Source organism: Pseudoalteromonas prydzensis (assembly GCF_011050055.1).
GTDB lineage: Bacteria > Pseudomonadota > Gammaproteobacteria > Enterobacterales > Alteromonadaceae > Pseudoalteromonas > Pseudoalteromonas prydzensis_A.
Genome location: NZ_DRGM01000027.1, coordinates 1 through 22,131 on the forward strand (window position 1 = coordinate 1; position 22,131 = coordinate 22,131).

A 22,131-nucleotide genomic window follows, 5' to 3' on the forward strand; every position below is an offset into this window, starting at 1 on the left:
ACTTTTAAGTGTTGACATAATAATTTGCAACACTCAAACTTTTTGGCTTACCGCTTACCGCTTACCGCTTACCGCTTACCGCTTACCGCTTACCGCTTACCGCTTACCGCTTACCGCTTACCGCTTACCGCTTACCGCTTACCGCTTACCGCTTACCGCTTACCGCTTAGGATTGTGGCTGCCCGTATATTTGCTCTGCGCGGTTAAACAGCACCCACGACGTTAAAATATATTTATCATTCGACACTGGCTTATTACCGCGATGAGTATGAGTAAAGTAGCCAGGGGCAATCACCATAGTGCCTTTTTTCGGGGCTATTTTACGATTTTGATAATAAAACTCGGTTTCACCGCCTTCTTCAACATCGTTTAAATAAAACATAAATAACAATACTCGATGCAGTGCTTCGTTATGCTGTAACTGTGGGTACACTTCACTGTGCCAATATGGGTAGCCGCCTTTATTTACCTCATATTTTTGCGCTTGGATATTACCGAGTCGAAAAATTTGCTGTACCAATAAAGGTAATTGCGGTTTACCTATCTCGTCAAAATTAGCGTGGGTTAAATCAACCGGTTGCCCTGTTTGGGGGTGGTACACTTTTAAACCAAACGCCCCAATCATCATAAAAATATGTTCTTCAATGTAGTTAAAAACATATTGTGCAGTGGTTTGTTGAATATGTTTTAATTGCTCAGCGTATTCAGGATGATTGTTTAAGTGTAAGTCGTGGCTATCTTTTTTATTAAGATCTATGCCGCCTGATGTCATCCCTTGTTTTATATGCGGGCTTTGCGAAAAGGTGGTGATAAAGTTATCGCAAAAGTCATTACTGAGCGCGTTGTCATACACGCGGATAAAGTCCGTCATGAGTTACCTGTTTAATTATTATTGGATTATTATGTTTACTGAAAAAGTGATGCCGCGCTTTAGCGAAACGGATGCACTCGGACACATCAACAATACCGTACTCCCTGTTTGGTTTGAAGCCGCACGTGCGCCTATTTTTAAATTTTTTACCCCCGATTTAAACCCGCACGACTGGAAGCTTATTATTGCTAAGATTGAGGTGTCGTTCGTCGGCGAGCTATTTTATGCCCATGAAGTGACGATTAACACCAGCATAGAGCAGATTGGTAATAGCTCATTTGTGCTTCGCCAAGAGGCGTGGCAGCAAGATAAATGCTGCGCCACTGGTAAAACGGTGCTGGTACGTTATGACTTTGCAAGCAAAACAAAGCAAACACTTTCGGCTGATGAAAAGGCCGCATTGAGCGATCATCTTATTGCAACTAGTTAATCGCAGCTTAGCTTTGACAAGCTGGGTGTTTAGTTAAATATTGCCCCAGTGCAACCACTTGTTTTTGATTAAAGCGCAGTCCAAGTTTTGTTCTGCGCCACAATATATCTGCGCTGGTTCTTGCCCATTCATGATTGACTAAGTAATCAACTTCTTGCGTATACAGGCCATGACCAAAGTGATAGCCTAAATCGCCCAGAGCTTGGCTGTTACCCAGTAATTGATAACTAAGCGTGCCATAACTGCGAGCCATACGCTTTAAGGTGTCGATTGCCAGCCAAGGATAGCTGCTTTCTAGCTGTGCGATAAGGTATGCTTGGTTACTAAAGTCACCGCCGGGTAAAGGGGCATCTTTCGTCCATGAGCGACTCATTTGTGGGTAAAAAGAGGCTAACTTATTAACGGCGTTTTCTGCAAGCTTTCGATAGGTGGTAATTTTACCACCAAATACACTTAATAAAGCAGCGTGATCAGTGTCGTTGTTTAATATCAACTTGTAATCGCGGGTGACTGCTTGAGCATCTGTTGATTTGTCATCTAATAGCGGGCGCACACCACTAAACGTGTGCACAATATCGGCCGCGCTTATTGAGTTTTTAAAGTAATGATTAGTGATACTGATCAGGTATTGTACTTCTTGCTCACTAATTTTTACATCAGCAATATCGCCTGTGTACTCTTCATCGGTGGTGCCAATCAGAGAGTAATCCTGTTCATAAGGAATGACAAAGACAATACGGTTATCCTCGTTTTGTAAAATATAGGCAACTGGCTGGCTATGGATTCGAGGCACCACAATGTGACTGCCTTTCACAAGGCGAATGGTGTGTGGTGTGGGCTGGGTAAATACATCTGTAAATAATGACGCGACCCAAGGGCCTGCGGCATTTACAACACTTTTGGCCTTAATGTGTAGTTGCTGTTTGCTCGCTTGTTGCTCTAAAATCACATCCCAGTCATTGGCATTACGCGTTGCTTTAATGCAGCGTGTACGTGTTGCAATGGTGGCTCCCAAATTATGTGCTGCCTGTGCGTTTAAGATCACTAAACGCGCGTCATCTACCCAGCCATCAGCATATTCAAAGCCTTGGGTAATACTACTGTTCAGTACGCTGTCGCTGTTAAATTCAATTGTTTTTGAAGCAGGTAAAGTATTACGTTTGGCTAGGTGATCGTAAATAAATAATCCCACTCGAATCATCCATGGCGATCGTAAATGTGCTTGATGAGGTAGTCTAAAAGAGAGTGGCCACATAATATGCGGCGCTTTTTTTAACAGTACTTCACGCTCACGTAATGCTTCTCTTACTAGCCTAAACTGATAATTCTCTAAATAACGCAACCCGCCATGGATAAGTTTGCTGCTATTAGAGGAGGTCGCTGACGCTAAATCGTCTTGCTCACATAATAATACTTTCAAGCCGCGACCACTGGCATCGGCTGCTATTCCGGCGCCATTAATACCGCCGCCAATGATGAGTAAATCATATTCGTTGTCGTGTGCGCTCATAGATCCCTCAGTGTTTACTCACTCTCGTCGTCAGAGCTATTAGAAAGTCTAACCTGTGCAATGCAATGTAGCCACTTTGCATATAAATCGTTGCGCTCGTCGCTACTCATGGTCGGTTCAAAACGACGATCGCTTTTCCACATAGTGGCAAGCTGTGCCGTTGATTCATACACGCCAGTTTGTAGCCCTGCTAAGTAAGCAACCCCCAATGAAGTAGTTTCAGTTAAGGTAGGGCGCTCAACACTCGCACCTAAAATATTAGCTAAAAACGCCATAGCCCAATTATTATTAGCCATGCCGCCGTCAACGCGCAAGATACTGGGGCGCAAGCCATCCCCTTCCATCGCTTTTTGTAAATCTTTAGTTTGATAACCCACTGATTGCAAAGCTGCCGCGACAATCGTACTAATACCTGAATCTCGAGTAAGCCCTAAAATAGCGCCTCGGGCATTGGCATCCCAATAGGGGGCGCCTAAGCCGGTAAACGAGGGCACTAAAAATACCCCATGATCTAAGGGCACTCCTTTGACGAGGGCTTCACTTTCTCCCGCGTTTTCTAATAATTTTAAGCCCTCTACAATCCACTGCATGGTGGCACCAGCCATAAAAATACTGCCTTCAATGGCATAGGTAGGTTTGCCGTTGAGCCTATATGCGATAGTGGTTAATAAGCGATTGTTTGACTTTAGTGCTTTATCACCGGTATTCAGCATTAAAAAACAGCCTGTTCCGTAGGTGCTTTTTGCCATACCTTCTTCAAAACACGCTTGGCCAATTAAAGCGGCTTGCTGATCGCCCGCTATGCCGCTAATTGGAATTTCACCACCGAATAACTCGCTGCTAGTAACACCAAAGTCAGCCGCTGAGTCCATCACTTCAGGCAGCATCGAGGCTGGAATATCAAATAAGGCGAGTAAGTCTTCATCCCAGCATTGCTGGTGAATGTTAAACAGTAAGGTGCGAGAGGCATTGGTTGCATCGGTTCGATGTACTTTACCATCGGTTAATTGCCATAGTAAGTAGCTGTCTACCGTACCAAACGCCAGTTCACCTGCTTGTGCTTGCTCTTTAGCGCCAGTGACGTTATCTAAGATCCAACGAATTTTGGTGGCAGAAAAGTACGGATCGAGTAATAAACCGGTTTTATCATTGACGGTTTTACTGTGCCCAGCATCGCGCAAACTATCACAGTACTCACTGCTGCGTCGGTCTTGCCACACAATGGCGTTATAAATAGCTTGACCGGTTTTTTTATTCCACACTAAGGTGGTTTCTCGTTGATTCGCAATGCCGATGGCAATAATGTCTTTGGCGCTGACATGTTGCTCGGCTAATACTGTTTTACAACTACTGAGTACGGTTTGCCAAATATCTTCAGGGTCGTGTTCAACCCAGCCATTTTGCACAAAATGTTGCGGGAAGGTTTGTTGCGCGGTGCCAAAAACCTCGGCATCTTTGCTGTATAAGATGGCACGAGAGCTCGTCGTTCCTTGATCAATCGAGAGTATGTATTTGCACATAAAATATAATGGTATTTAACTTAGATAAAGATAGCTTGGCTCTAAGCTAAACGAATAGCAACGCTTTTGCACCATAATGGATGAAATTATAAGCAACTGGGATGAGTGAAAAGAAACTATGATTCAGTGCTGGTGCTGGCGCTTAGTGTTAAATAAGCGCCAGCTATAATTATTTGGCAGCATCGGTTAATTGCTGATGCAGCCAATCTTTTAACGCCATTCTATCGTGTTTTAATTGATGCATTGCTTCATCATCAATAGGGGCACCTTGTAACTCCAACACACGGATTTCTTTATCAATCGCATTGTATTGCTTTGCCCTTGCTGCGAACTCTGCATTATCAGTGTTGAGCTGAGTGATAGTGCATTGGTATTCAGGAAAATCTTTAGTCAATGAATGATCTTCGCCTAACATTGGTCGCTCCTTATTAAAGCGTGTTACATATTAATCTCGATAGATAAACACGCATGGGTTTAAGTTAAATTTAATGCTCTGAGGCGTTATGCCAATACAATAGAGCTTGGGCTGATTTAAAATAAATCAACATCAAGCGCAGCATTATCGTTATTAAAGTAATTTATCTTTGCCCGAAGACAAAACACTGACACTCGTGCAGGCTTAAGTTAGAATGTGGGCGCAGGCAGTTGCCTACAAACAATTACTATTTTGAGTGCTTTATTACATGCTTTTAATGATCGATAACTACGACTCGTTTACCTACAACTTGGTACAGTATTTTCAACGTTTAGATCAAGAGGTGCTAGTAAAGCGCAATGATGAGATCTCGGTTAGTCAAATAGCTCAGTTAAACCCTCAGCATATCGTGATATCTCCCGGCCCATGTACGCCGAATGAAGCGGGTATATCTTTAGAGCTGGTTGCGCAATTAAAAGGTCAGTTGCCAATTTTAGGTATTTGCTTAGGTCATCAAACAATAGCACAAGCACTTGGTGCGAACATTGTTAGGGCAAAGCAAGTGATGCATGGTAAAACCTCGCCAATTTATCATGCCAACCAAGGTGTATTTGCCGGCTTGCCAAATCCATTAACAGTGTGCCGTTATCATTCGTTGGTTGTTGAACAAGATAGCATTCCTGATGAGCTGCAGATCACCGCTTGGACGGAAACAGAAAATGGCCAGTTAGATGAAATAATGGGCTTAGTTCATAACAGCTTAGCGTTAGAAGGGGTACAATTTCATCCCGAAGCTATTTTAACCGAGCGAGGGCTCGAATTACTTGCTAACTTTTTAACTCGGTTCTAGGCTTATGCTAATAAGCGTAATTACTCCTTTAATTTTTATATAAAGATAATAATGAATGACAGATGAAATACGCCAACAAAGGACAGCCAAGGCATTAGAGCAACGAGCCCATGATTTGTTGCTTGGACATAGCTTTGCGCAACGTCAAATTGGCTATATTCATACTCTAGATATAAATTATGGAGAAGCGATAAAGCAGCGCACCTTACTTGAGGTTGAAGTTGCGGCGCAGAAAATACGTAAACTCTCCAGCACTTCGCACCATAAGTACCGCGCTCAGGCCAGCCAGCAGTTACATCAAGTTATTGATACCGCGATGAACAAGCAGTTAGCCGATATAGACACGGTACTGCATGAAACGATTGGCATTGAAGATAATGTCCCCGCAATTTTAGACATCCTTGCTGTAAAGTCAGCATCGGTAGGCCGCCTTGAGCCATTAGTTAAAGATTTAACTTGGTTAGGACGTGAGTTAGTCACTTTTGTGAACTTGCCTTATTATCGCGCGCAGCGCAATAAACATACTTCGGTCAAAGTTGATAACCCAGCTTTAGCGCTGCGCTATATTGGTTTAGATAACTTGCAGTTTGTTGTGCCTACCTTTGCGGTGCGTCATTGGATGCCGCACAGCACCGAACCATTTCCATTATTAAAACGTCGCCTACGCGATAACTCGATGGCCTGTGCGATTGCTGCGCAAGAGTTGGCAAAGCTCAATGGCATTAATGAAGTTCACGCATTTACCTTAGGTATGCTACTCGATGTGGGTAAGATTGCTTTGATCAGGCTGTATCTACGTACATTCGAACGAGTTTGGCAGCGCAAAGTAACCCTTGCCCGAGAAGAACAACACAAAGATTTACACACTGCATTATTAGAGTTAAAACCTGATCCGCTATTTTTAAGTACTTTACTGAATCAGCATGCGCTTAAAGTGACAGCAACGGTGATTGAGAAAATGGCGTTTCGGTATTTGCCATTTAATGCCGTGCTATCGCAATTGGTTAATGGTGTGGCCAAAGGTGACTCAGCATTGCCGCTAACAATGTTAATACGCAAAGCACGCTGTTATAGCCAAGCAGTTAGTTTGAATGCCCATCAGTTGCTAGAAAGTGATGAAAAATCACTCTGGTTTGATTACGTTGGGTTAGCAAAACAGGAACTAGAGCAGCTTGAAAAAACCAATTTGCAGCACTTTCATATTAAAATTGACTAGTTTCATAAATTTTTTGTTAATTTTTTTACGACTATTCATTCATCATTAATATCTACTCTCACCCATATTTTATCTTGCAAAGCGCTGCTTGGTGGGTGGTGGGGCAGCGATATCGAATAAACAACCCCATAATTCGTTATTCAGATAGTTATTCACTATCTCTGAAATTATATCTCAAAGCCTTTAATAACAAGGGCTACATGAAAGTTTTATAAGAGACAATAACGAAAAACTCTGAAATAATGATTATCTGAAAATTGAACCAGAGAGTATTTTTTGGCGATGTGAGCTATGCTGATTTACGCCAAAGGAGATGGTACAACAGTCCATCATCAAGCCTATTTTTTAAACTTTCTGTAGGATCACAATTAAGAGGATATAAAATGACAGTCAATCGCGAATTATTTGATCAAGTAATGGTTCCTAACTACGCACCTTCAAGCGTTATTCCTGTTCGTGGCGAAGGCTCACGTGTATGGGATCAGCAAGGTCGTGAATATATCGATTTTGCCGGTGGTATCGCTGTTAACTGTCTAGGTCATTGTCATCCAGCATTGGTTAAAGCATTAAAAGAGCAAGGCGAAAAAATCTGGCACTTATCAAATGTCATGACTAATGAGCCAGCACTACGTTTAGCTAAAAAATTGGTAGATGCGACATTTGCTGAAAAAGTTTATTTCGCTAACTCAGGCGCAGAAGCAAATGAAGGCGCACTAAAATTAGCGCGTCGTGTTGCGCTGGAAAATTTTGGTGAGCAAAAATCGCAAATCATCGCTTTCAATAAAGGTTTCCATGGCCGTACATTCTTTACTGTAACCGTGGGCGGTCAAGCTGCTTACTCTGATGGTTTTGGTCCAAAACCTGGCGATATCGTACATTGTGATTTTAACGATCTAGCGGCCTTTGCAGCACTGATCTCTGATAACACCTGTGCGGTAATGATGGAGCCATTACAAGGTGAAGGCGGCATTATCTCTGCTACTGACGAGTTTGCTCAAGGTGTACGTGAGTTATGTACTAAACATAACGCATTGCTTATTTTTGATGAAGTACAAACTGGTGTTGGCCGTACTGGCGATCTTTACGCGTACCAAGGTTTAAATGTAGTACCTGATATTTTAACTACAGCTAAAGCACTTGGCGGCGGTTTCCCAATTGGTGCAATGATCACCACGACTGAGATTGCTAAGCACCTTAAAGTGGGCACGCATGGTTCTACTTATGGCGGCAACCCGTTGGCATGTGCTGTTGGTGAAGCGGCTTTTGATACTGTAAATACGCCTGAAGTATTAGCTGGTGTTAAAGCTAAAGCTGCATTATTCAATGAACTATTAACTGCAATTAACGATAAGTACAACGTATTTTCGGAAATTCGTGGTCAAGGTTTATTAATTGGTGCCGTGGTTAATGAGCAGTTTAAAGGTCGTGCTAAAGAGTTTTTAGTAGCAGGTACCGCTGAGGGCGTAATGTCGTTAGTAGCCGGTGCCGATGTGGTGCGTTTTACGCCATCTTTAGTGATCCCAGAAGCGGATATCCGTGAAGGGATGGCACGTTTTGAAAAAGCCGTAGCCAACGTTGTGAACGGTTAAGCAACAGCTCTGATCATAATAAGGGCAAGTAGCAAGCTTGCCCTACTATTCTTAATTTACCGTTATTTATAAGGGAGCAAGCGGACTCATGATGATCCTTCGCCCAATCCAGCAATGTGATTACCCAGCTTTATTGAAAATTGCCCACGAATCAGGGCATGGTTTTACCTCTTTACCTAATAACGAAGAGTTATTACAAAAGAAGATTGACCATTCGATAAGCTCATTCGCAAAAAGTGCATCTCACCCAGGTGATGAAGGTTACTTGTTTGTTCTTGAAGATAGCGAAACTGGTGAGGTCGTTGGTACCTCTGCAATAGAAGCTGCGGTCGGTTTAGATGATGCGTTTTATCACTATCATTTAAGTAAAGCCATTCATTCATCTCGTACATTGAATGTATATAAAGCGGTTGATATTTTAACCTTGTGTAATGACTACACAGGGGCTACAGAGCTTTGTACGCTGTTTTTAAAAGATGGTTACCGTAAAAACAATAACGGTAAGCTGCTTTCAAAAGCACGTTTTATGTTCATCAAGCAGCACCAAGAACGCTTTGCTGAAACCGTAATCGCAGAAATGCGCGGTGTTTCTAACGAGCAGGGCAGTAGTCCATTTTGGCAATGGTTAGAAGAACACTTTTTCTCGATGGATTTTCCAACAGCTGATTACTTAACCGGTATTGGCCAAAAAGTGTTTATTGCTGAACTCATGCCAAAGTACCCAATTTACGTCAACTTATTAAGTAAAGAAGCGCAAGCGGTGATCGGCAAGGTGCACAATAATACCCGCCCTGCGATTGAACTACTGAAAAGTGAAGGCTTCACCTTTAATGGCTACGTTGACATTTTTGACGCTGGCCCAACGGTAGAAGCAAAAGTAGATAATATTGCAACTATTCGTAATGCTAAAAACTTTACCGTAAAAATCGGTGAAAACAGCGGCGAGACGACTGTGATGCTAGCGAATGAAAAACTTAATGATTTTAGAGCAACCGTTGCACAACTAAACTTTGCTGCAACGAGTGAAGATATCACCTTGTCGCAAGCAATGGCAGATGCACTGCACTTACAAGCGGGCGATATCGTTACTGCGGTAAGTTTATAATTTAGGAGAAAGTACATGACTCATCCTGCACAATTTATTAATGGTCAATGGTCGCAAGGCCAAGGCGATGCATTTAATTCAGTAAACCCAGCCAATAACGAAATTATTTGGCAAGCAAACTCAGCCACCAGTGAGCAAGTAGACAGCGCTGTTAATTCTGCGCGTGCAGCATTTTATAGCTGGGCTGATAAATCATTTGCAGAGCGCCTAGCGATTGTAAAAACGTTTGCCGAAACCCTAAAAGAGCACAGCGAAGAGCTTGCTGTAGTAATAGCCCAAGAAACGGGTAAGCCGTTATGGGAAACTCGCACTGAAGCGGGTGCTATGGTCGGTAAAATTGCGATTTCTGAAAAAGCCTTTTTAGAGCGCACTGGCGAAGTAGAAAACCCAATGCCGCAAGGTCGTGCGATGATCCGCCATAAGCCTCACGGTGTAGTGGCGGTGTTTGGCCCGTATAACTTCCCTGGTCACTTACCTAACGGCCATATTGTACCTGCGTTATTAGCGGGCAATACCGTGGTGTTTAAACCATCGGAGCTAACGCCAGCGGTTGCTGAGCTAACGCTTAAGTTATGGCAAAAGGCCGGTTTACCAGCAGGTGTAATCAACCTAGTGCAAGGTGAAGTAGCCACAGGTAAGGCTCTTGCTGCTCACAAAGGTATTGATGGCTTATTCTTTACCGGTTCATCACGCACCGGCCATATTCTGCATGAGCAGTTTGCCGGTCAACCAGGTAAAATCTTAGCATTAGAAATGGGCGGTAATAATCCGCTAATTATTACTGAGGTTGCTGATACCAAAGCGGTTATTCACGATATTATTCAATCAGCATTTATCTCAAGTGGTCAACGTTGTACCTGTGCACGCAAGCTGTTTTTACCAGCAGGTGATCAAGGCGATGTAATTTTAGCCGGTTTAATTAGTGCGACGCAAGCCATCAAAGTGGGCAACTACGATGATGCCGAGCAACCGTTTATGGGCTCGATGATCTCATCAGCAGCGGCTGCGGGTATGGTAAAAGCACAGCAACAACTTGTTGAGCTTGGCGCTGAGGTGTTAGTTGAACTTAAGCACACTGAAAATACGGGTTTTGTAACACCAGGTATTATTGAATGTACTGATGTTGCTAACTTCCCAGATGAAGAGCACTTTGGGCCGTTATTAAAAGTATTCCGTTTTACTGATTTTGACAGCGCGATTGATAAAGCCAACGACACTAGCTTTGGTTTATCGGCGGGTTTACTCAGTGATAATGCGGCAGATTACGACCATTTCTTACGTCGCATTCGTGCCGGTATCGTTAACTGGAACCGCCCAATCACTGGCGCGTCAAGTGCTGCACCATTTGGTGGTATTGGCGCATCGGGTAATCATCGTGCAAGTGCTTACTATGCAGCTGATTACTGCGCATACCCTGTTGCCTCTGTTGAACTTGAAAAAGTAGCAATGCCGGCAACATTAAGCCCTGGCTTAAAAATCGATTAATCGATTTTGGTCAAATAGTAATAAATAACTAAAAAAGCAGCCTTGGCTGCTTTTTTTGTATTGGTTAATGCTCAAAGGTAGCAATTAAAAGCACTTTCTGCTTAAATCAATACAGTCGTTTTAATTAGGTGTGAGTAATTATGGTTTTAGATAGGCAAGGATATGATGATTTGATCATGTATCTTACTCAAAATTTAGCATTATTTGAGAAGTCCGGCGAAATAAAACCAGGCGCTCCTACAATTATGGAGCTGATTGAAGATGATATTGCTGAAAATGTCATGTTGTTATGTCAGCAACATACAGAACTTTCCACCGAGCAACGCAGCCAAATCGTGCGTGAAGTAGATGGCATTGTATACGACTTACAAGAAGTCCTCAGCAGCGTCACCAGTAATCAAGTGACAATAGAGCAACATGCATTTATTGATGAATTTGCCGCATTGGTAAAAAACCTCTTTGATAGCGCCGTAGTTGAAAGTGCCTAACCATTCCAATTATCGTTTTTAATTTGCAACTGCGTGTGACTTCCTTACAATCAGGGAAATAACTTCTTTGAGAGTCATAAAATGCAAGCGAATGTAAAATGGGTTGCAGGCGATACCTTCCTGGGTCGTTCTAATTCTGGTCATAATGTTGTGTTTGATGCTGGTAGCGATAGCGCTGCACCAAGCCCAATGGAAATGGTATTAATGTCCGTTGGTTGTTGCTCATCGGTTGATGTGGTGAGTATTTTAAAAAAAGCCAAACAAAACTTCTCCGATGTACAAGTACAATTAAGCGCTGAACGTGCTGAATCCGCCCCTCGTGTATTTACTAAAATTAACTTGCACTTTGTTGTGACTGGCGACAAGGTCTCTGAAAAGCACCTTGCGCGTGCCGTGCAACTGTCGGCAGAGAAGTATTGTTCAGTGGCATTAATGCTTGATAAAACAGTAGAAATTACCCACACGCACGAAGTTATCCAAGAACAGGGAAAATAACGCTTTTTCCTGCGGTGAAATTCGTATAAAATCCGCGAACTTTTCATTCTGCTCTGGCAGATTTCACTTGTTTATAGGTTGGTTTATCATGAACAAACCCTTCGATAAAATTAAACTTCATGGCTTTAATAACTTAACCAAAAGTTTAAGCTTTAGTATTTACGATATTTGCTACGCAAAGACTGAGCAACAACGTAAAGAATATATTGAATATATCGACGAACAGTACAGTGCTGATCGACTAACCGATATTTTAGGTGAAGTAGTGGACATTATCGGTGCGAATATTTTAAATGTTTCGCGTCAAGATTACGATCCACAAGGTGCCAGTGTAACAATTCTGATCTCAGAAGAGCCAATTGAGCAGCAGCAGACCTATGAAGTTGATGAAGCACCAGGGCCATTACCTGAAACCGTGGTTGCTCACTTAGATAAAAGCCACATCTGTGTTCATACTTATCCTGAAGCGCACCCTGATGATGGTATTTGTACTTTCCGTGCTGATATCGAAGTATCAACCTGTGGCATTATCTCGCCATTAAAAGCGTTAAACTTTCTAATTCACAGCTTAGAGTCAGATGTTGTAACAATTGACTACCGTGTTCGTGGTTTTACCCGTGACGTAGATGGTGTTAAACACTATATCGATCACGCGATTAATTCAATTCAAAACTACATGACCGAAGATACCAAAGAAGCGTACCAAATGATGGACGTGAATGTGTATCAAGAAAACTTGTTCCACACTAAGATGATGCTAAAAGAAACCGATCTAAATACTTATTTATTTGGTGTCACTACCAGCGATTTATCTGAACAGGAAGAAGAAGAAATTCGTTCTAAGTTAACCCGTGAAATGCAAGAAATCTTCTACGGCCGTAACTTGCCAGAAACAGAATAAGCTCGCTTAATTAGCTAGTTTTAAAAAACGGCGTGCAATTTACATTGCGCGCCGTTTTTTATTAAAGTTGCTAAATACTGCTACGAAAGCAAATGAAAACACCATCCTTCCTAAATCTACCTCCTAAATTAGCCTGAAAATGTTGATGGCGACATTCCTTGACGCTAGCAGCCGTGGCTAATAGTCTAAGTAAACAGCCCGTCACCTATTATGGATCAATATGCAGAATCAAGGCCTGGCACAGCAACTATTTTTGGCACAGCAAGTGCGACAGCATGAAGCAAAGGCTGCGGCCTTGGCAGGCGTTAGTATGTTCACTTTGATGGAGCGCGCAGGGCATGCGGTATTTTCGCAGTGTATCGAGCACGTTCCGAATGCCCAGCGTTACTTTATTCTGGTCGGCTATGGTAATAATGCGGGTGATGGCTATATCGTAGCAAGCCTTGCCAAGCAAGCCGGTAAAGAAGTTGTAGTACTTGCAGCCGATACCGGTAAATGTCTCAGTGGGGATGCGCTTACAGCTCAGCAACGTTGGCAAGCATTGGGGGGCGAAGTTGAAAGTTACACGCAAGGTCGTCTTAATAATGCCGATATTATTATTGATGGTTTGTTAGGAACCGGAATTAATAGTCAAGTTCGTGGGCCATTTTTAACGATGATTGAAGATGCCAACGCGCAGCCTAGCACAATAGTGGCAATTGATTTACCTTCAGGCATAGACGCCGACACCGGGCTGCCACTTGGCATCGCTATCCAAGCTGATATTACCGTTACTTTTGTGGGGATCAAACAAGGCTTAGTAACCGGTGCTGGGCGAAGTGCTGCAGGCAAACTCGTTTTTAATGATCTAGGAATTGCAGAACCATTTGCCAAGTTAGCGAATGCTAGCGCAACACTCATCAATATTACTAGCTTTAAACCACTTGCTGCACGAAGTCGCAATAGCCAGAAAGGGAACCACGGCAAGCTGTTATGCGTCGGTGGGAATCAAGGTACTAGCGGGGCCATTCGTTTATCAAGTGAAGCAGCACTTCGTACAGGCGCTGCAATGGTGCGTGTTTATACTCATCAAAGCAGTGTACACGTCGTTAGTAGTGGTCGCCCTGAATTAATGGTCAGTTGCGACAGTTTATCCGCAGCTCTTGATTGGGCTAATTGTGTCATTATTGGTCCAGGTCTTGGTCAGGATAGTTGGGCGCAAACGACATTTCAGCAGGCTATACAATATTGCTTAGCAAATAATTTACCATTAGTTATTGATGCTGATGGCTTAAACTTGTTGGCTAAACATAGTTTAGAGTATCGCCTTAAAAATTGCATAATAACCCCGCATGCTGGGGAAGCCTCACGGCTAATGCAAGTCTCAATTGCTGAGATTGAAGCAAATCGCTTTCATTCTGCCACTGCTTTAGCTAAACGTTATACCAGTACCTGCGTGCTGAAAGGGGCGGGTAGCCTGATCGCCAACGGGCAGCAAACTTGGCTGTGCGAAAATGGTAATCCAGCGCTTGCTGTGGGTGGCAGTGGTGATGTGCTTACCGGCATCATTGGTGCGTTACTTGCTCAAGGCTTAGCCGCTGATCAAGCCGCATGTTACGGTGTGACATTGCACGCTAAAGCAGCCGATATTTTGGCCGAACGCGAAGGGGAGCGCGGTATGTTGCCAAGTGATTTATTTGCGATTGTCAGGCAGCTTATTAATGGTAAATAGCGGTTAAATATACTTTTTACTCACTATTTTTCGGAACTCGTTTTGCTAAATACAGCACAGTCCCTATACTCTAATTTGCGCGGCTATTATTTACTACTGAGGTAAAAAGAAGATGTTGATACAAAAAAAAATGTACCTAGGGAGTTTTCTGCTGCTGTTGTTTGCTTTAATTATTCTGTCAGGAATAATGCAGCTAGTTGTTACGCCAATCATTAAAAATGACGCTATATCCAGCGCAAAATTACAAGCAAAGGTGATCGGCGAATCATTAGCAAAAGATTTAGCTAAAAGTGCCACCTTAACGCAAAGCTTAGCCGTGGTAGCAGAGACGTTGCCACTGCAGCAAGCGGCTTTTATTGAAAATATTGCTCCTTTGATTGCAAGTGGCAAAGGTATTGCGGGTGGTGGTATTTGGCCTGAGCCAAATAAAATGCTGCCCTCAGCAGAAAAAGCGTCTCTTTTCTGGGCAAAAACAGGCAATGGCCAATATAAACTTTTAGATGATTACAACCAGCCAGACAGCAGCGCGTATCAACAAGAAAGCTGGTATAAAAATGCCATCAAGGCTAACCGAGGTGAGTGCGTTTGGTCAGAAGCTTATGTAGACACGGTATCGAATGTACCTATGGTTACCTGTTCCGTAAAAATAATCCGTGATAACCAATTTTGGGGAGTTGCCACTTTAGACGTTGATCTGGCATCTATCGAAAGCTCATTGCTTGCAGAGAACAATGCCACAGGCACCTATAACTTTATTTTAGATAGCGCCGAGCAACTGGTATCGATTCCATCAATACGCAATACTAATTTAGCAATGATGAGCCTTACTCAGGTCGCCAGTAAAGACAGTAGCTTAAAGCCGTTGGTCAGCGCTTTACAAAACGGTAATACAACCGTTGCTGAATTTGCCAGTGGGGTGGTTAAGAATGATCAATCTATTTTGGTAACTTACTCATTGGCAGCGCAGAATTGGCGCTCAGGGGTGATTATTCCCGCGGCAATTGCTAAGAAAACCGTTAATACCCTCACTTATTACTTATACAGTTCATTTATCGCCCTTATTCTCGCTTTTGTATCCGTATTACTGATTTTTGGTAATCGCTTGGTGCAGCAAATTAACACCACCACAGAGCAAGTTAGGATGTTAGTACAAGGGCGCACCAATTCAAAACTGGCCGTGCGTGGCAGTGATGAAATGAGCCATTTATGTGTGGCAATTAATGACTATGGCGATCATTTGATTAAGATTTTAGAACAGATCCAAGCAGAAGCCGCTGCGGTTAAAAATAATGCTGAAGCGATGGATAACTTAAGTAATAACAGCCAAATTCGTACACAAGAGTTAATGGAAGAAAACAATATGTTGGCTGAGGCAATTAACGAAATGTCGATAGCAGCCTCATCAGCCTCTCAAGATGTATTGAGCGTTGCAGATATTACTACGCAATCGGCTGATTTAGTGAATTCTGGGTTTGATGTAATTGAGAAAAATGCCGAATCAATCCAGTTATTATTTGATAAATTAACGGAATCATCAGATGCCATTTCACGGATTGCACAAGACTCAAAACAAGTGGGCTCGGTGCTTGATGTGATCATGAATATTTCTGAACAAACGAATCTACTGGCGCTTAATGCTGCCATTGAAGCCGCTCGAGCTGGTGAATCAGGACGTGGTTTCGCGGTAGTGGCAGATGAAGTGAGAACCTTGGCACATCGTACTCAGCAATCGGCTGGTGAGATTGAAACCATGATCAGCCAATTACAAGAAGCCGCGAGTAGAGGGGTTAACGTTATTGGGCAATGCCGTGAATATTCTGAAGTAGTGAACGAGCGCTCAGCAACAACACGTGCACAATATGAAAGTATTGTTACCGCGTTTAATGATATTAAAGAGCGCTCATCAAGTATCGCCGTAGCGACTGAAGAGCAATCACAGGTAACCGAAAACGTGAAAAACTTGGCAGAGCGAATTCGTGAGATCTCTGTGCAAAATGCCAGTGATGCTGAAGAGTTCCGCAGCGTCAGCAAAGATTCAAATAGCCAAGCACAACGTTTATATCAAATTAGTCAGCAATAATGTGATTCATTGATAGTGTTTTTCAAGCATCGTTAGCTGAGAATATCAGCGCGATGCTTCAGCTTCGTCCTCTTCAGGTGGATCGCCGGAGTCTTCTTTGCGTTTACGTTGCTCTTGTTTGGCTTTTTGTACATTCTCAAATTGCGGGGGTGGAATAGGGAATAACGAAATCAGCGGAAAGAACGACAAAAATAAAAAAGCCCCTCGTGACATGGTTTTACCCCAAGCGACCATTTTCATCATGGCCCAAAATACAAGCAGCAATAATATGCTTACTACAAGCCAATGCAGCAGTACTGTTCCAAGACCAACCCTAGCTAATAAATCCATTTGTTTTTAATATGGTTACTAATAGTTAGTTAATGTGGGTTAATTGAACAATATCAAGTTAATAGGCGCTGATAACTTCATGTAGGTCGTGATTTATCACGACAACGAAACTTTTTTAATTCAATTGCAGTAAGTCCCATTTATTACCATACAAATCTTCAAATACCACAACTGTGCCGTATTTTTCTACGCGGGGCTGTTCGTTAAAGGTAATGCCATTTTCTTGCATCAATTCATAATCTCGCCAAAAGTCATTGGTATGTAAAAATAAAAACACCCGACCGCCAGTTTGGTTGCCCACAGCCTCTAACTGCTGTTGAGTGCTTGCTTGTGCGAGTAATAAATTAGTGCCATTAGAGTTCGGTGGTGATACTAATACCCAGCGTTTGCCATTACCCTGATCAGTATCTTCGATTAAATCAAACCCCAGTTTTTGAGTGTAGAATGCAATCGCATCATCATAGTTCCCTACAACTAATGCGATGCTACCTATATGCTGTTTTATATTGGTCATTGTCCTACCTTGCAATAATGCCGTGCTGAAAGGTACTTTTTAGCATAGCAGGAAATATAACCCGAGGACAAAAGGCTGGTACGTTAAGTGCGGTGCTAGATTTATCAGTCGCTCTGACTTTAATCAGGCAGCTTTTCCGGATAAATCCGGACTTACGAGTGACTGGCGCTAGGTTTTAAACTTATTATCTTTAAAAACAAAACCCAGTTTTTACTGGGTTTTTAATGATACTAACTATTAGCGATGTAACTCACCGGCTCGTTCTGGCTGATAAGTGATTGCTTTTATTTTTACTTTTATGAGACCGCCACTTGGTTTTGGCCACTCGATTTCATCACCTTGCGATAGACCAAGTAAGGCGCTACCTACTGGTGCTAAAATTGATATTTTATCAGCACTTGCATCAGCATTTTTTGGATACACTAAGGTCTTAGTGAATTCTTCTTGGGTCGATTCAACGATAAAGTTGACGGTTGAGTTCATAGTAACCACTGTCGAAGGCATATCTTTTGGCTCAACGATTGTTGCACGACCAAGCTCAGCTTCAAGTTCTTTTTGGTCAGCAAAACTTCCAGCTGGTAATGATTCCATTAAATCATACAATCTATCTGCATCGAGTGATGAGATGATCAGTTCAGGCTTTTTATTCATCTTAATATCCTTAATTATGTCTTATAAATAAAATTAACTCTGAGTATGGTTTGCTTCGCAGTTCAGGTACTGCAATACGCTGGAGTCATTTTATTTACTACTTTATCGTTGCCCTTAAAGCTAAAAACCCAGCCGAAGCTGGGTTTTATTTGAGCTAGATGGTTAGGGGATGAATTACATCATTCCGCCCATACCACCCATGCCGCCCATGCCACCCATATCAGCGCCGCCAGCTTCATCCTTTGGGATTTCAGCTACCATTGCTTCTGTGGTGATCATAAGGCCAGCAATCGAGCCTGCAAATTGTAGTGCAGAGCGCGTTACTTTCGTTGGATCTAGGATGCCCATTTCAATCATGTCGTTGTATTCGCCAGTTGCTGCGTTGTAACCGAAGTTACCCGTGCCGCCTTTAACTGCGTTAATAACAACAGACGCTTCGTCACCTGCGTTGGTAACGATTTGACGAAGTGGTGCTTCCATAGCACGTAGTGCTACTTTGATACCGTGGCTTTGATCTTCGTTGTCGCCAACTAAATCAACAAGTTTGCTTGCTGCACGAACTAGTGCAACACCACCACCAGGCACTACGCCTTCTTCAACCGCAGCGCGAGTTGCATGAAGTGCATCTTCAACGCGGTCTTTTTTCTCTTTCATTTCGATTTCAGTCGCAGCACCTACTTTGATTACTGCAACACCGCCGGCAAGTTTAGCCATACGCTCTTGTAGTTTCTCTTTATCGTAGTCTGATGTTGCTTCTTCAATTTGTGCTTTGATTTGTGCAACACGACCGCTGATGCCAGCTTCTTCGCCAGCACCGTCGATGATTGTTGTATCATCTTTAGTAATAACAACGCGCTTTGCAGTACCTAAATCTTCAACGGTGGCTTTTTCAAGCTCTAGGCCGATTTCTTCAGAAATTACAGTACCGCCAGTTAATACCGCGATATCTTGTAGCATAGCTTTACGACGGTCACCAAAACCAGGTGCTTTAACTGCTGATACTTTAACGATGCCGCGCATGTTGTTAACTACTAATGTAGCTAGCGCTTCACCTTCAAGGTCTTCAGCAATGATAAGTAATGGTTTGCTTGCTTTCGCAACGGCTTCTAATGTAGGTAGTAACTCACGGATGTTAGATACTTTCTTGTCTACAAGTAGAATGAATGGGTTATCTAGCTCAACTGCGCCTTTTTCAGCGTTGTTGATGAAGTACGGAGAAAGGTAACCACGGTCAAACTGCATGCCTTCAACAACATCTAGTTCGTTTTCCAGTGATTGACCTTCTTCAACAGTGATTACACCAGAGTTACGGCCTACCTTTTCCATTGCTTCTGCAATGATGTCACCAATCTCTTTATCAGAGTTAGCTGAAATAGTACCTACTTGTGCGATTGCTTTTGCATCGGCACAGGGTACTGAAAGTTCTTTTAGCTCAGCAACGGCTGCGATGATTGCTTTATCGATACCGCGCTTAAGGTCCATTGGGTTCATACCCGCTGCAACTGCTTTTAAGCCTTCGTTTACAATTGACTGTGCTAATACGGTTGCAGTAGTTGTACCGTCGCCAGCTGCATCGTTTGCTTTTGATGCAACTTCTTTAACCATTTGTGCGCCCATGTTTTCAAACTTGTCTTCAAGTTCGATTTCTTTAGCCACTGATACACCATCTTTAGTGATCACTGGAGAGCCAAATGATTTGTCTAGGATTACGTTACGGCCTTTAGGACCTAAAGTTACACGAACTGCGTTTGCTAAGATGTTTACGCCAGCTAGCATTTTAGCGCGTGCGTCACCTGCAAAAAGTACTTCTTTTGCTGCCATGATTAATTTCCTTTGAATTCTAAATGTTTGTTAAACGAAAAGTAGTGTTAGCCTACAATGCCTAAAATATTGTCTTCACGCATGATCAGGTACTCTTGACCTTCGATCTTTTCAGCTTTTTCAACATATGAGCCGAATAACACAGTGTCACCGACTTTAACTTCTAGTGCTCTCACATCACCGTTATCTAGAGTACGGCCATTACCCACTGCAACAACTTTACCGCGGGTTGATTTCTCAGCCGCAGAACCAGTTAATACAATACCGCCAGCAGATTTGGTTTCTTCTTCTAGGCGCTCAACGATCACGCGATCATGTAAAGGACGAATGTTCATTTTTTTAGTTCTCCTAACAGTTTCTGAACAGGACAGAAAAAAGTTTTGTGTGTACCAAGTTGATTAAACCATTGACGCTTAATCACTATAGTTAGTTGTACTCATTAATGGGGGTGTTGTGGCAAAATCCAAGAGAAAAAATTTAAAATATTTAATCTTTTCTCTCGTACTCACCGTCAATAGTGGTCGGCTCGCTCATTTTGCGAGGTTCTGGCTCTGAATGAGTGGACTGATCAAATGCTGTTGGACCTTGTTGCATACCTGCGCTCATACGTACCGTTGCTTGACTGGCAAGGCCTGCAGCTAGTTTATTGCGAATGGCCGGGGTTAATAATAAAAAGCCGAATACGTCGGTCATAATGCCCGGTGTTAGCAATAATATGCCGGCGATAATCACACATAAACCAGTAAATAATTCTTTGGCAGGCATTTGCCCTTGCGCCATTTGTGTTTGCACATTTTGCAGTGCACTCATACCTTGTGTTCTAACTAATTTTGCGCCAAATATCGCGGTTATAATAACCAGTGCAATAGTGGCAAATCCGCCAATCACATCAGCTACTTGAATTAACAACGCAATTTCAATAATTGGCACGAGAATAAATAATAAAAACAAAAATCTAAACATAAAGCTCTCTAAATAATGATCACTCAAGTGAGTTGATGAAATATAAATATGGGTTCCAAGGTCTTTTTTCAAGGCTAGTGGTAAAGCTGCTAGCAAACTAACCTGAACGCTGGAGATAGATTTATTATCCGCAGTTTAGGTTAACTACACTTTGCCTTAGCTATCAGCTACTATGGCGTTGGGCAGAGCAATCAACCAAAGGTTCAATATGACGACTCATTTTCGACTTATTTTTACCACTTGCGCAGATGTAAGTGAGGCACGCTCCATGGCTGAGCAATTAGTTAAGCTTAAGCTAGCAGCGTGTGTGAACATTCTGCCAAATGTGGGATCTGTTTATATGTGGCAAGGAGAGGTTGCTTATGCAACCGAGTGTAAATTATTGATTAAAACGAAGTCAGAAAAAATGAATGGAGTGATTCAAACTATCAAGCAATTACATAGTTATGACATCCCTGAAATTCAGGTTGTTGACGTAGCCACTGGCAATTTAGCCTATTTTAATTGGATGGATGAGGTACTTAATTAATGCGTTGTTTTCTTTTATTGCTTTGCGCGCTTTCACTGTTGCCGGCTCAAGCTGCGAATAAAGACTTATTGAGTAATTTACTACAGCCCGCAGAGCAAACATTTTTACCGGTTGATCAAGCATTTTCATTTGATTTTGATCAGCAAGGCAGCACACTTTTTATTGGCTGGGATATTGCGCCGGGTTATTACCTCTATAAAAACAAGCTGGAAATTATTGGTAAAGGTGCCGATATTGAAGTGCCAGAGCTCGGTAAGGGCGTGGTTATTGAAGATGAATTCTTTGGCAAAACCGAAGTGTTTTTTGATTCACTGAGTGTGGTTAGCAAGTTAAGGAATGTTGTTAAAGATGGCGTAATCAAAGTACGCTATCAAGGCTGTGCTGAAGCAGGACTATGTTACCCGCCAGAGATCATTACTATTCCATTGAGCACGATTGCCGGTGAAACTCCTGCAACTGATAATGCAACCGCTGGCAATGCGTTAGCTGCACTTAGCGCAGAGTCACCAGCTCCAGTAGCTGATGATAGCACTGTAAAGAGTGAGCCAGAAAAAGAGTTAAATTTTACTGAAAAACTGGCCTCGCAAGGCTTGTTAGCGAACTTAGCGATTTTCTTTTTGGTCGGTATTGGTCTGGCACTGTCTCTTATACACATCT

Annotated in this window: 23 protein-coding genes; 13 read left to right on the plus strand and 10 right to left on the minus strand. The window is 42.6% G+C overall.

Features of this window, described 5'->3' with window-relative positions; genetic code table 11:
• Window positions 1-166: 166 nt before the first annotated feature.
• The gene (locus ENH88_RS02245) at window positions 167-871 is read right to left on the minus strand and encodes a 2OG-Fe(II) oxygenase (RefSeq protein WP_304178987.1); all 705 of its coding nucleotides are present in this window, start codon (window positions 869-871) and stop codon (window positions 167-169) included.
• Between the two features lie 31 nt (window positions 872-902).
• Between ENH88_RS02245 and ENH88_RS02250 the strand changes: the two genes are divergently transcribed.
• On the plus strand, window positions 903-1,301 hold the full coding sequence (locus ENH88_RS02250) for an acyl-CoA thioesterase (protein WP_304178990.1): 399 nt from the start codon (window positions 903-905) through the stop codon (window positions 1,299-1,301).
• 7 nt (window positions 1,302-1,308) lie between these two features.
• Here ENH88_RS02250 and glpD read toward each other — a convergent pair whose 3' ends face one another.
• The 3 genes from glpD to ENH88_RS02265 all read right to left on the minus strand — a co-directional run bounded on the left by glpD (window position 1,309) and on the right by ENH88_RS02265 (window position 4,746).
• Window positions 1,309-2,811, minus strand: a complete 1,503-nt coding sequence (gene glpD / locus ENH88_RS02255) for a glycerol-3-phosphate dehydrogenase (protein ID WP_304178992.1) — start codon at window positions 2,809-2,811, stop codon at window positions 1,309-1,311.
• Between the two features lie 14 nt (window positions 2,812-2,825).
• A complete protein-coding gene (gene glpK, locus ENH88_RS02260; RefSeq protein ID WP_304178994.1) occupies window positions 2,826-4,331 on the minus strand; it encodes a glycerol kinase GlpK in 1,506 nt (501 codons plus the stop codon).
• A gap of 169 nt (window positions 4,332-4,500) precedes the next feature.
• Entirely contained in the window at window positions 4,501-4,746 is a 246-nt protein-coding gene (locus ENH88_RS02265) for a YdcH family protein (RefSeq protein ID WP_304178997.1), read from the minus strand.
• Between the two features lie 268 nt (window positions 4,747-5,014).
• On the opposite strand from ENH88_RS02265, the gene ENH88_RS02270 reads away from it, so the two are divergent.
• The 10 genes from ENH88_RS02270 to ENH88_RS02315 all read left to right on the plus strand — a co-directional run bounded on the left by ENH88_RS02270 (window position 5,015) and on the right by ENH88_RS02315 (window position 16,666).
• Window positions 5,015-5,596, plus strand: coding sequence for an anthranilate synthase component II (locus ENH88_RS02270; RefSeq protein ID WP_304178999.1), 582 nt, complete (start codon window positions 5,015-5,017; stop codon window positions 5,594-5,596).
• Window positions 5,597-5,651: 55 nt separating this feature from the next.
• Entirely contained in the window at window positions 5,652-6,812 is a 1,161-nt protein-coding gene (locus ENH88_RS02275; protein WP_304179002.1) for an HDOD domain-containing protein, read from the plus strand.
• A gap of 383 nt (window positions 6,813-7,195) precedes the next feature.
• Complete coding sequence (locus ENH88_RS02280; protein WP_304179004.1) at window positions 7,196-8,401, plus strand: aspartate aminotransferase family protein; 1,206 nt, start codon at window positions 7,196-7,198, stop codon at window positions 8,399-8,401.
• An 88-nt stretch (window positions 8,402-8,489) separates the two neighbouring features.
• Entirely contained in the window at window positions 8,490-9,506 is a 1,017-nt protein-coding gene (gene astA, locus ENH88_RS02285; protein WP_304179006.1) for an arginine N-succinyltransferase, read from the plus strand.
• Between the two features lie 15 nt (window positions 9,507-9,521).
• On the plus strand, window positions 9,522-10,991 hold the full coding sequence (gene astD, locus ENH88_RS02290) for a succinylglutamate-semialdehyde dehydrogenase (RefSeq protein ID WP_304179008.1): 1,470 nt from the start codon (window positions 9,522-9,524) through the stop codon (window positions 10,989-10,991).
• Window positions 10,992-11,131: 140 nt separating this feature from the next.
• Window positions 11,132-11,479: a DUF3802 family protein gene (locus ENH88_RS02295; protein WP_149980484.1), complete on the plus strand. Its 348-nt coding sequence runs from the start codon at window positions 11,132-11,134 to the stop codon at window positions 11,477-11,479.
• 81 nt (window positions 11,480-11,560) lie between these two features.
• Window positions 11,561-11,974: an OsmC family protein gene (locus ENH88_RS02300; protein ID WP_304179010.1), complete on the plus strand. Its 414-nt coding sequence runs from the start codon at window positions 11,561-11,563 to the stop codon at window positions 11,972-11,974.
• Between the two features lie 88 nt (window positions 11,975-12,062).
• Entirely contained in the window at window positions 12,063-12,875 is an 813-nt protein-coding gene (gene speD, locus ENH88_RS02305) for an adenosylmethionine decarboxylase (protein WP_304179013.1), read from the plus strand.
• Between the two features lie 220 nt (window positions 12,876-13,095).
• Window positions 13,096-14,586, plus strand: coding sequence for an NAD(P)H-hydrate dehydratase (locus tag ENH88_RS02310; protein ID WP_304179015.1), 1,491 nt, complete (start codon window positions 13,096-13,098; stop codon window positions 14,584-14,586).
• Window positions 14,587-14,773: 187 nt separating this feature from the next.
• Window positions 14,774-16,666, plus strand: a complete 1,893-nt coding sequence (locus ENH88_RS02315; RefSeq protein ID WP_304179017.1) for a methyl-accepting chemotaxis protein — start codon at window positions 14,774-14,776, stop codon at window positions 16,664-16,666.
• A gap of 45 nt (window positions 16,667-16,711) precedes the next feature.
• On the opposite strand, the gene ENH88_RS02320 is transcribed toward ENH88_RS02315, so the two are convergent.
• The 6 genes from ENH88_RS02320 to ENH88_RS02345 form a co-directional block, all read right to left on the minus strand.
• Window positions 16,712-16,909, minus strand: coding sequence for a hypothetical protein (locus tag ENH88_RS02320; RefSeq protein ID WP_304179019.1), 198 nt, complete (start codon window positions 16,907-16,909; stop codon window positions 16,712-16,714).
• A 202-nt stretch (window positions 16,910-17,111) separates the two neighbouring features.
• Window positions 17,112-17,510: a VOC family protein gene (locus ENH88_RS02325; protein ID WP_304179021.1), complete on the minus strand. Its 399-nt coding sequence runs from the start codon at window positions 17,508-17,510 to the stop codon at window positions 17,112-17,114.
• 237 nt (window positions 17,511-17,747) lie between these two features.
• Window positions 17,748-18,161, minus strand: coding sequence for a nucleoside diphosphate kinase regulator (gene rnk / locus ENH88_RS02330; RefSeq protein ID WP_304179023.1), 414 nt, complete (start codon window positions 18,159-18,161; stop codon window positions 17,748-17,750).
• A 174-nt stretch (window positions 18,162-18,335) separates the two neighbouring features.
• On the minus strand, window positions 18,336-19,982 hold the full coding sequence (gene groL / locus ENH88_RS02335) for a chaperonin GroEL (RefSeq protein WP_064668205.1): 1,647 nt from the start codon (window positions 19,980-19,982) through the stop codon (window positions 18,336-18,338).
• Window positions 19,983-20,029: 47 nt separating this feature from the next.
• On the minus strand, window positions 20,030-20,317 hold the full coding sequence (locus tag ENH88_RS02340) for a co-chaperone GroES (RefSeq protein ID WP_054204533.1): 288 nt from the start codon (window positions 20,315-20,317) through the stop codon (window positions 20,030-20,032).
• Between the two features lie 151 nt (window positions 20,318-20,468).
• Window positions 20,469-20,945 carry an FxsA family protein gene (locus tag ENH88_RS02345; protein WP_304179028.1) on the minus strand — a complete coding sequence of 159 codons (477 nt, stop codon included), beginning with the start codon at window positions 20,943-20,945 and terminating at the stop codon, window positions 20,469-20,471.
• Between the two features lie 208 nt (window positions 20,946-21,153).
• Here ENH88_RS02345 and cutA point away from each other — a divergent pair, with 208 nt between their 5' ends.
• Together cutA and ENH88_RS02355 are read left to right on the plus strand one after the other, a co-directional pair.
• The gene (gene cutA / locus ENH88_RS02350) at window positions 21,154-21,474 is read left to right on the plus strand and encodes a divalent-cation tolerance protein CutA (protein ID WP_304179030.1); all 321 of its coding nucleotides are present in this window, start codon (window positions 21,154-21,156) and stop codon (window positions 21,472-21,474) included.
• The coding region (locus ENH88_RS02355; protein WP_304179032.1) for a protein-disulfide reductase DsbD domain-containing protein at window positions 21,474-22,131 on the plus strand (658 nt) is incomplete at its 3' end. The genes cutA and ENH88_RS02355, both read left to right, overlap by 1 nt.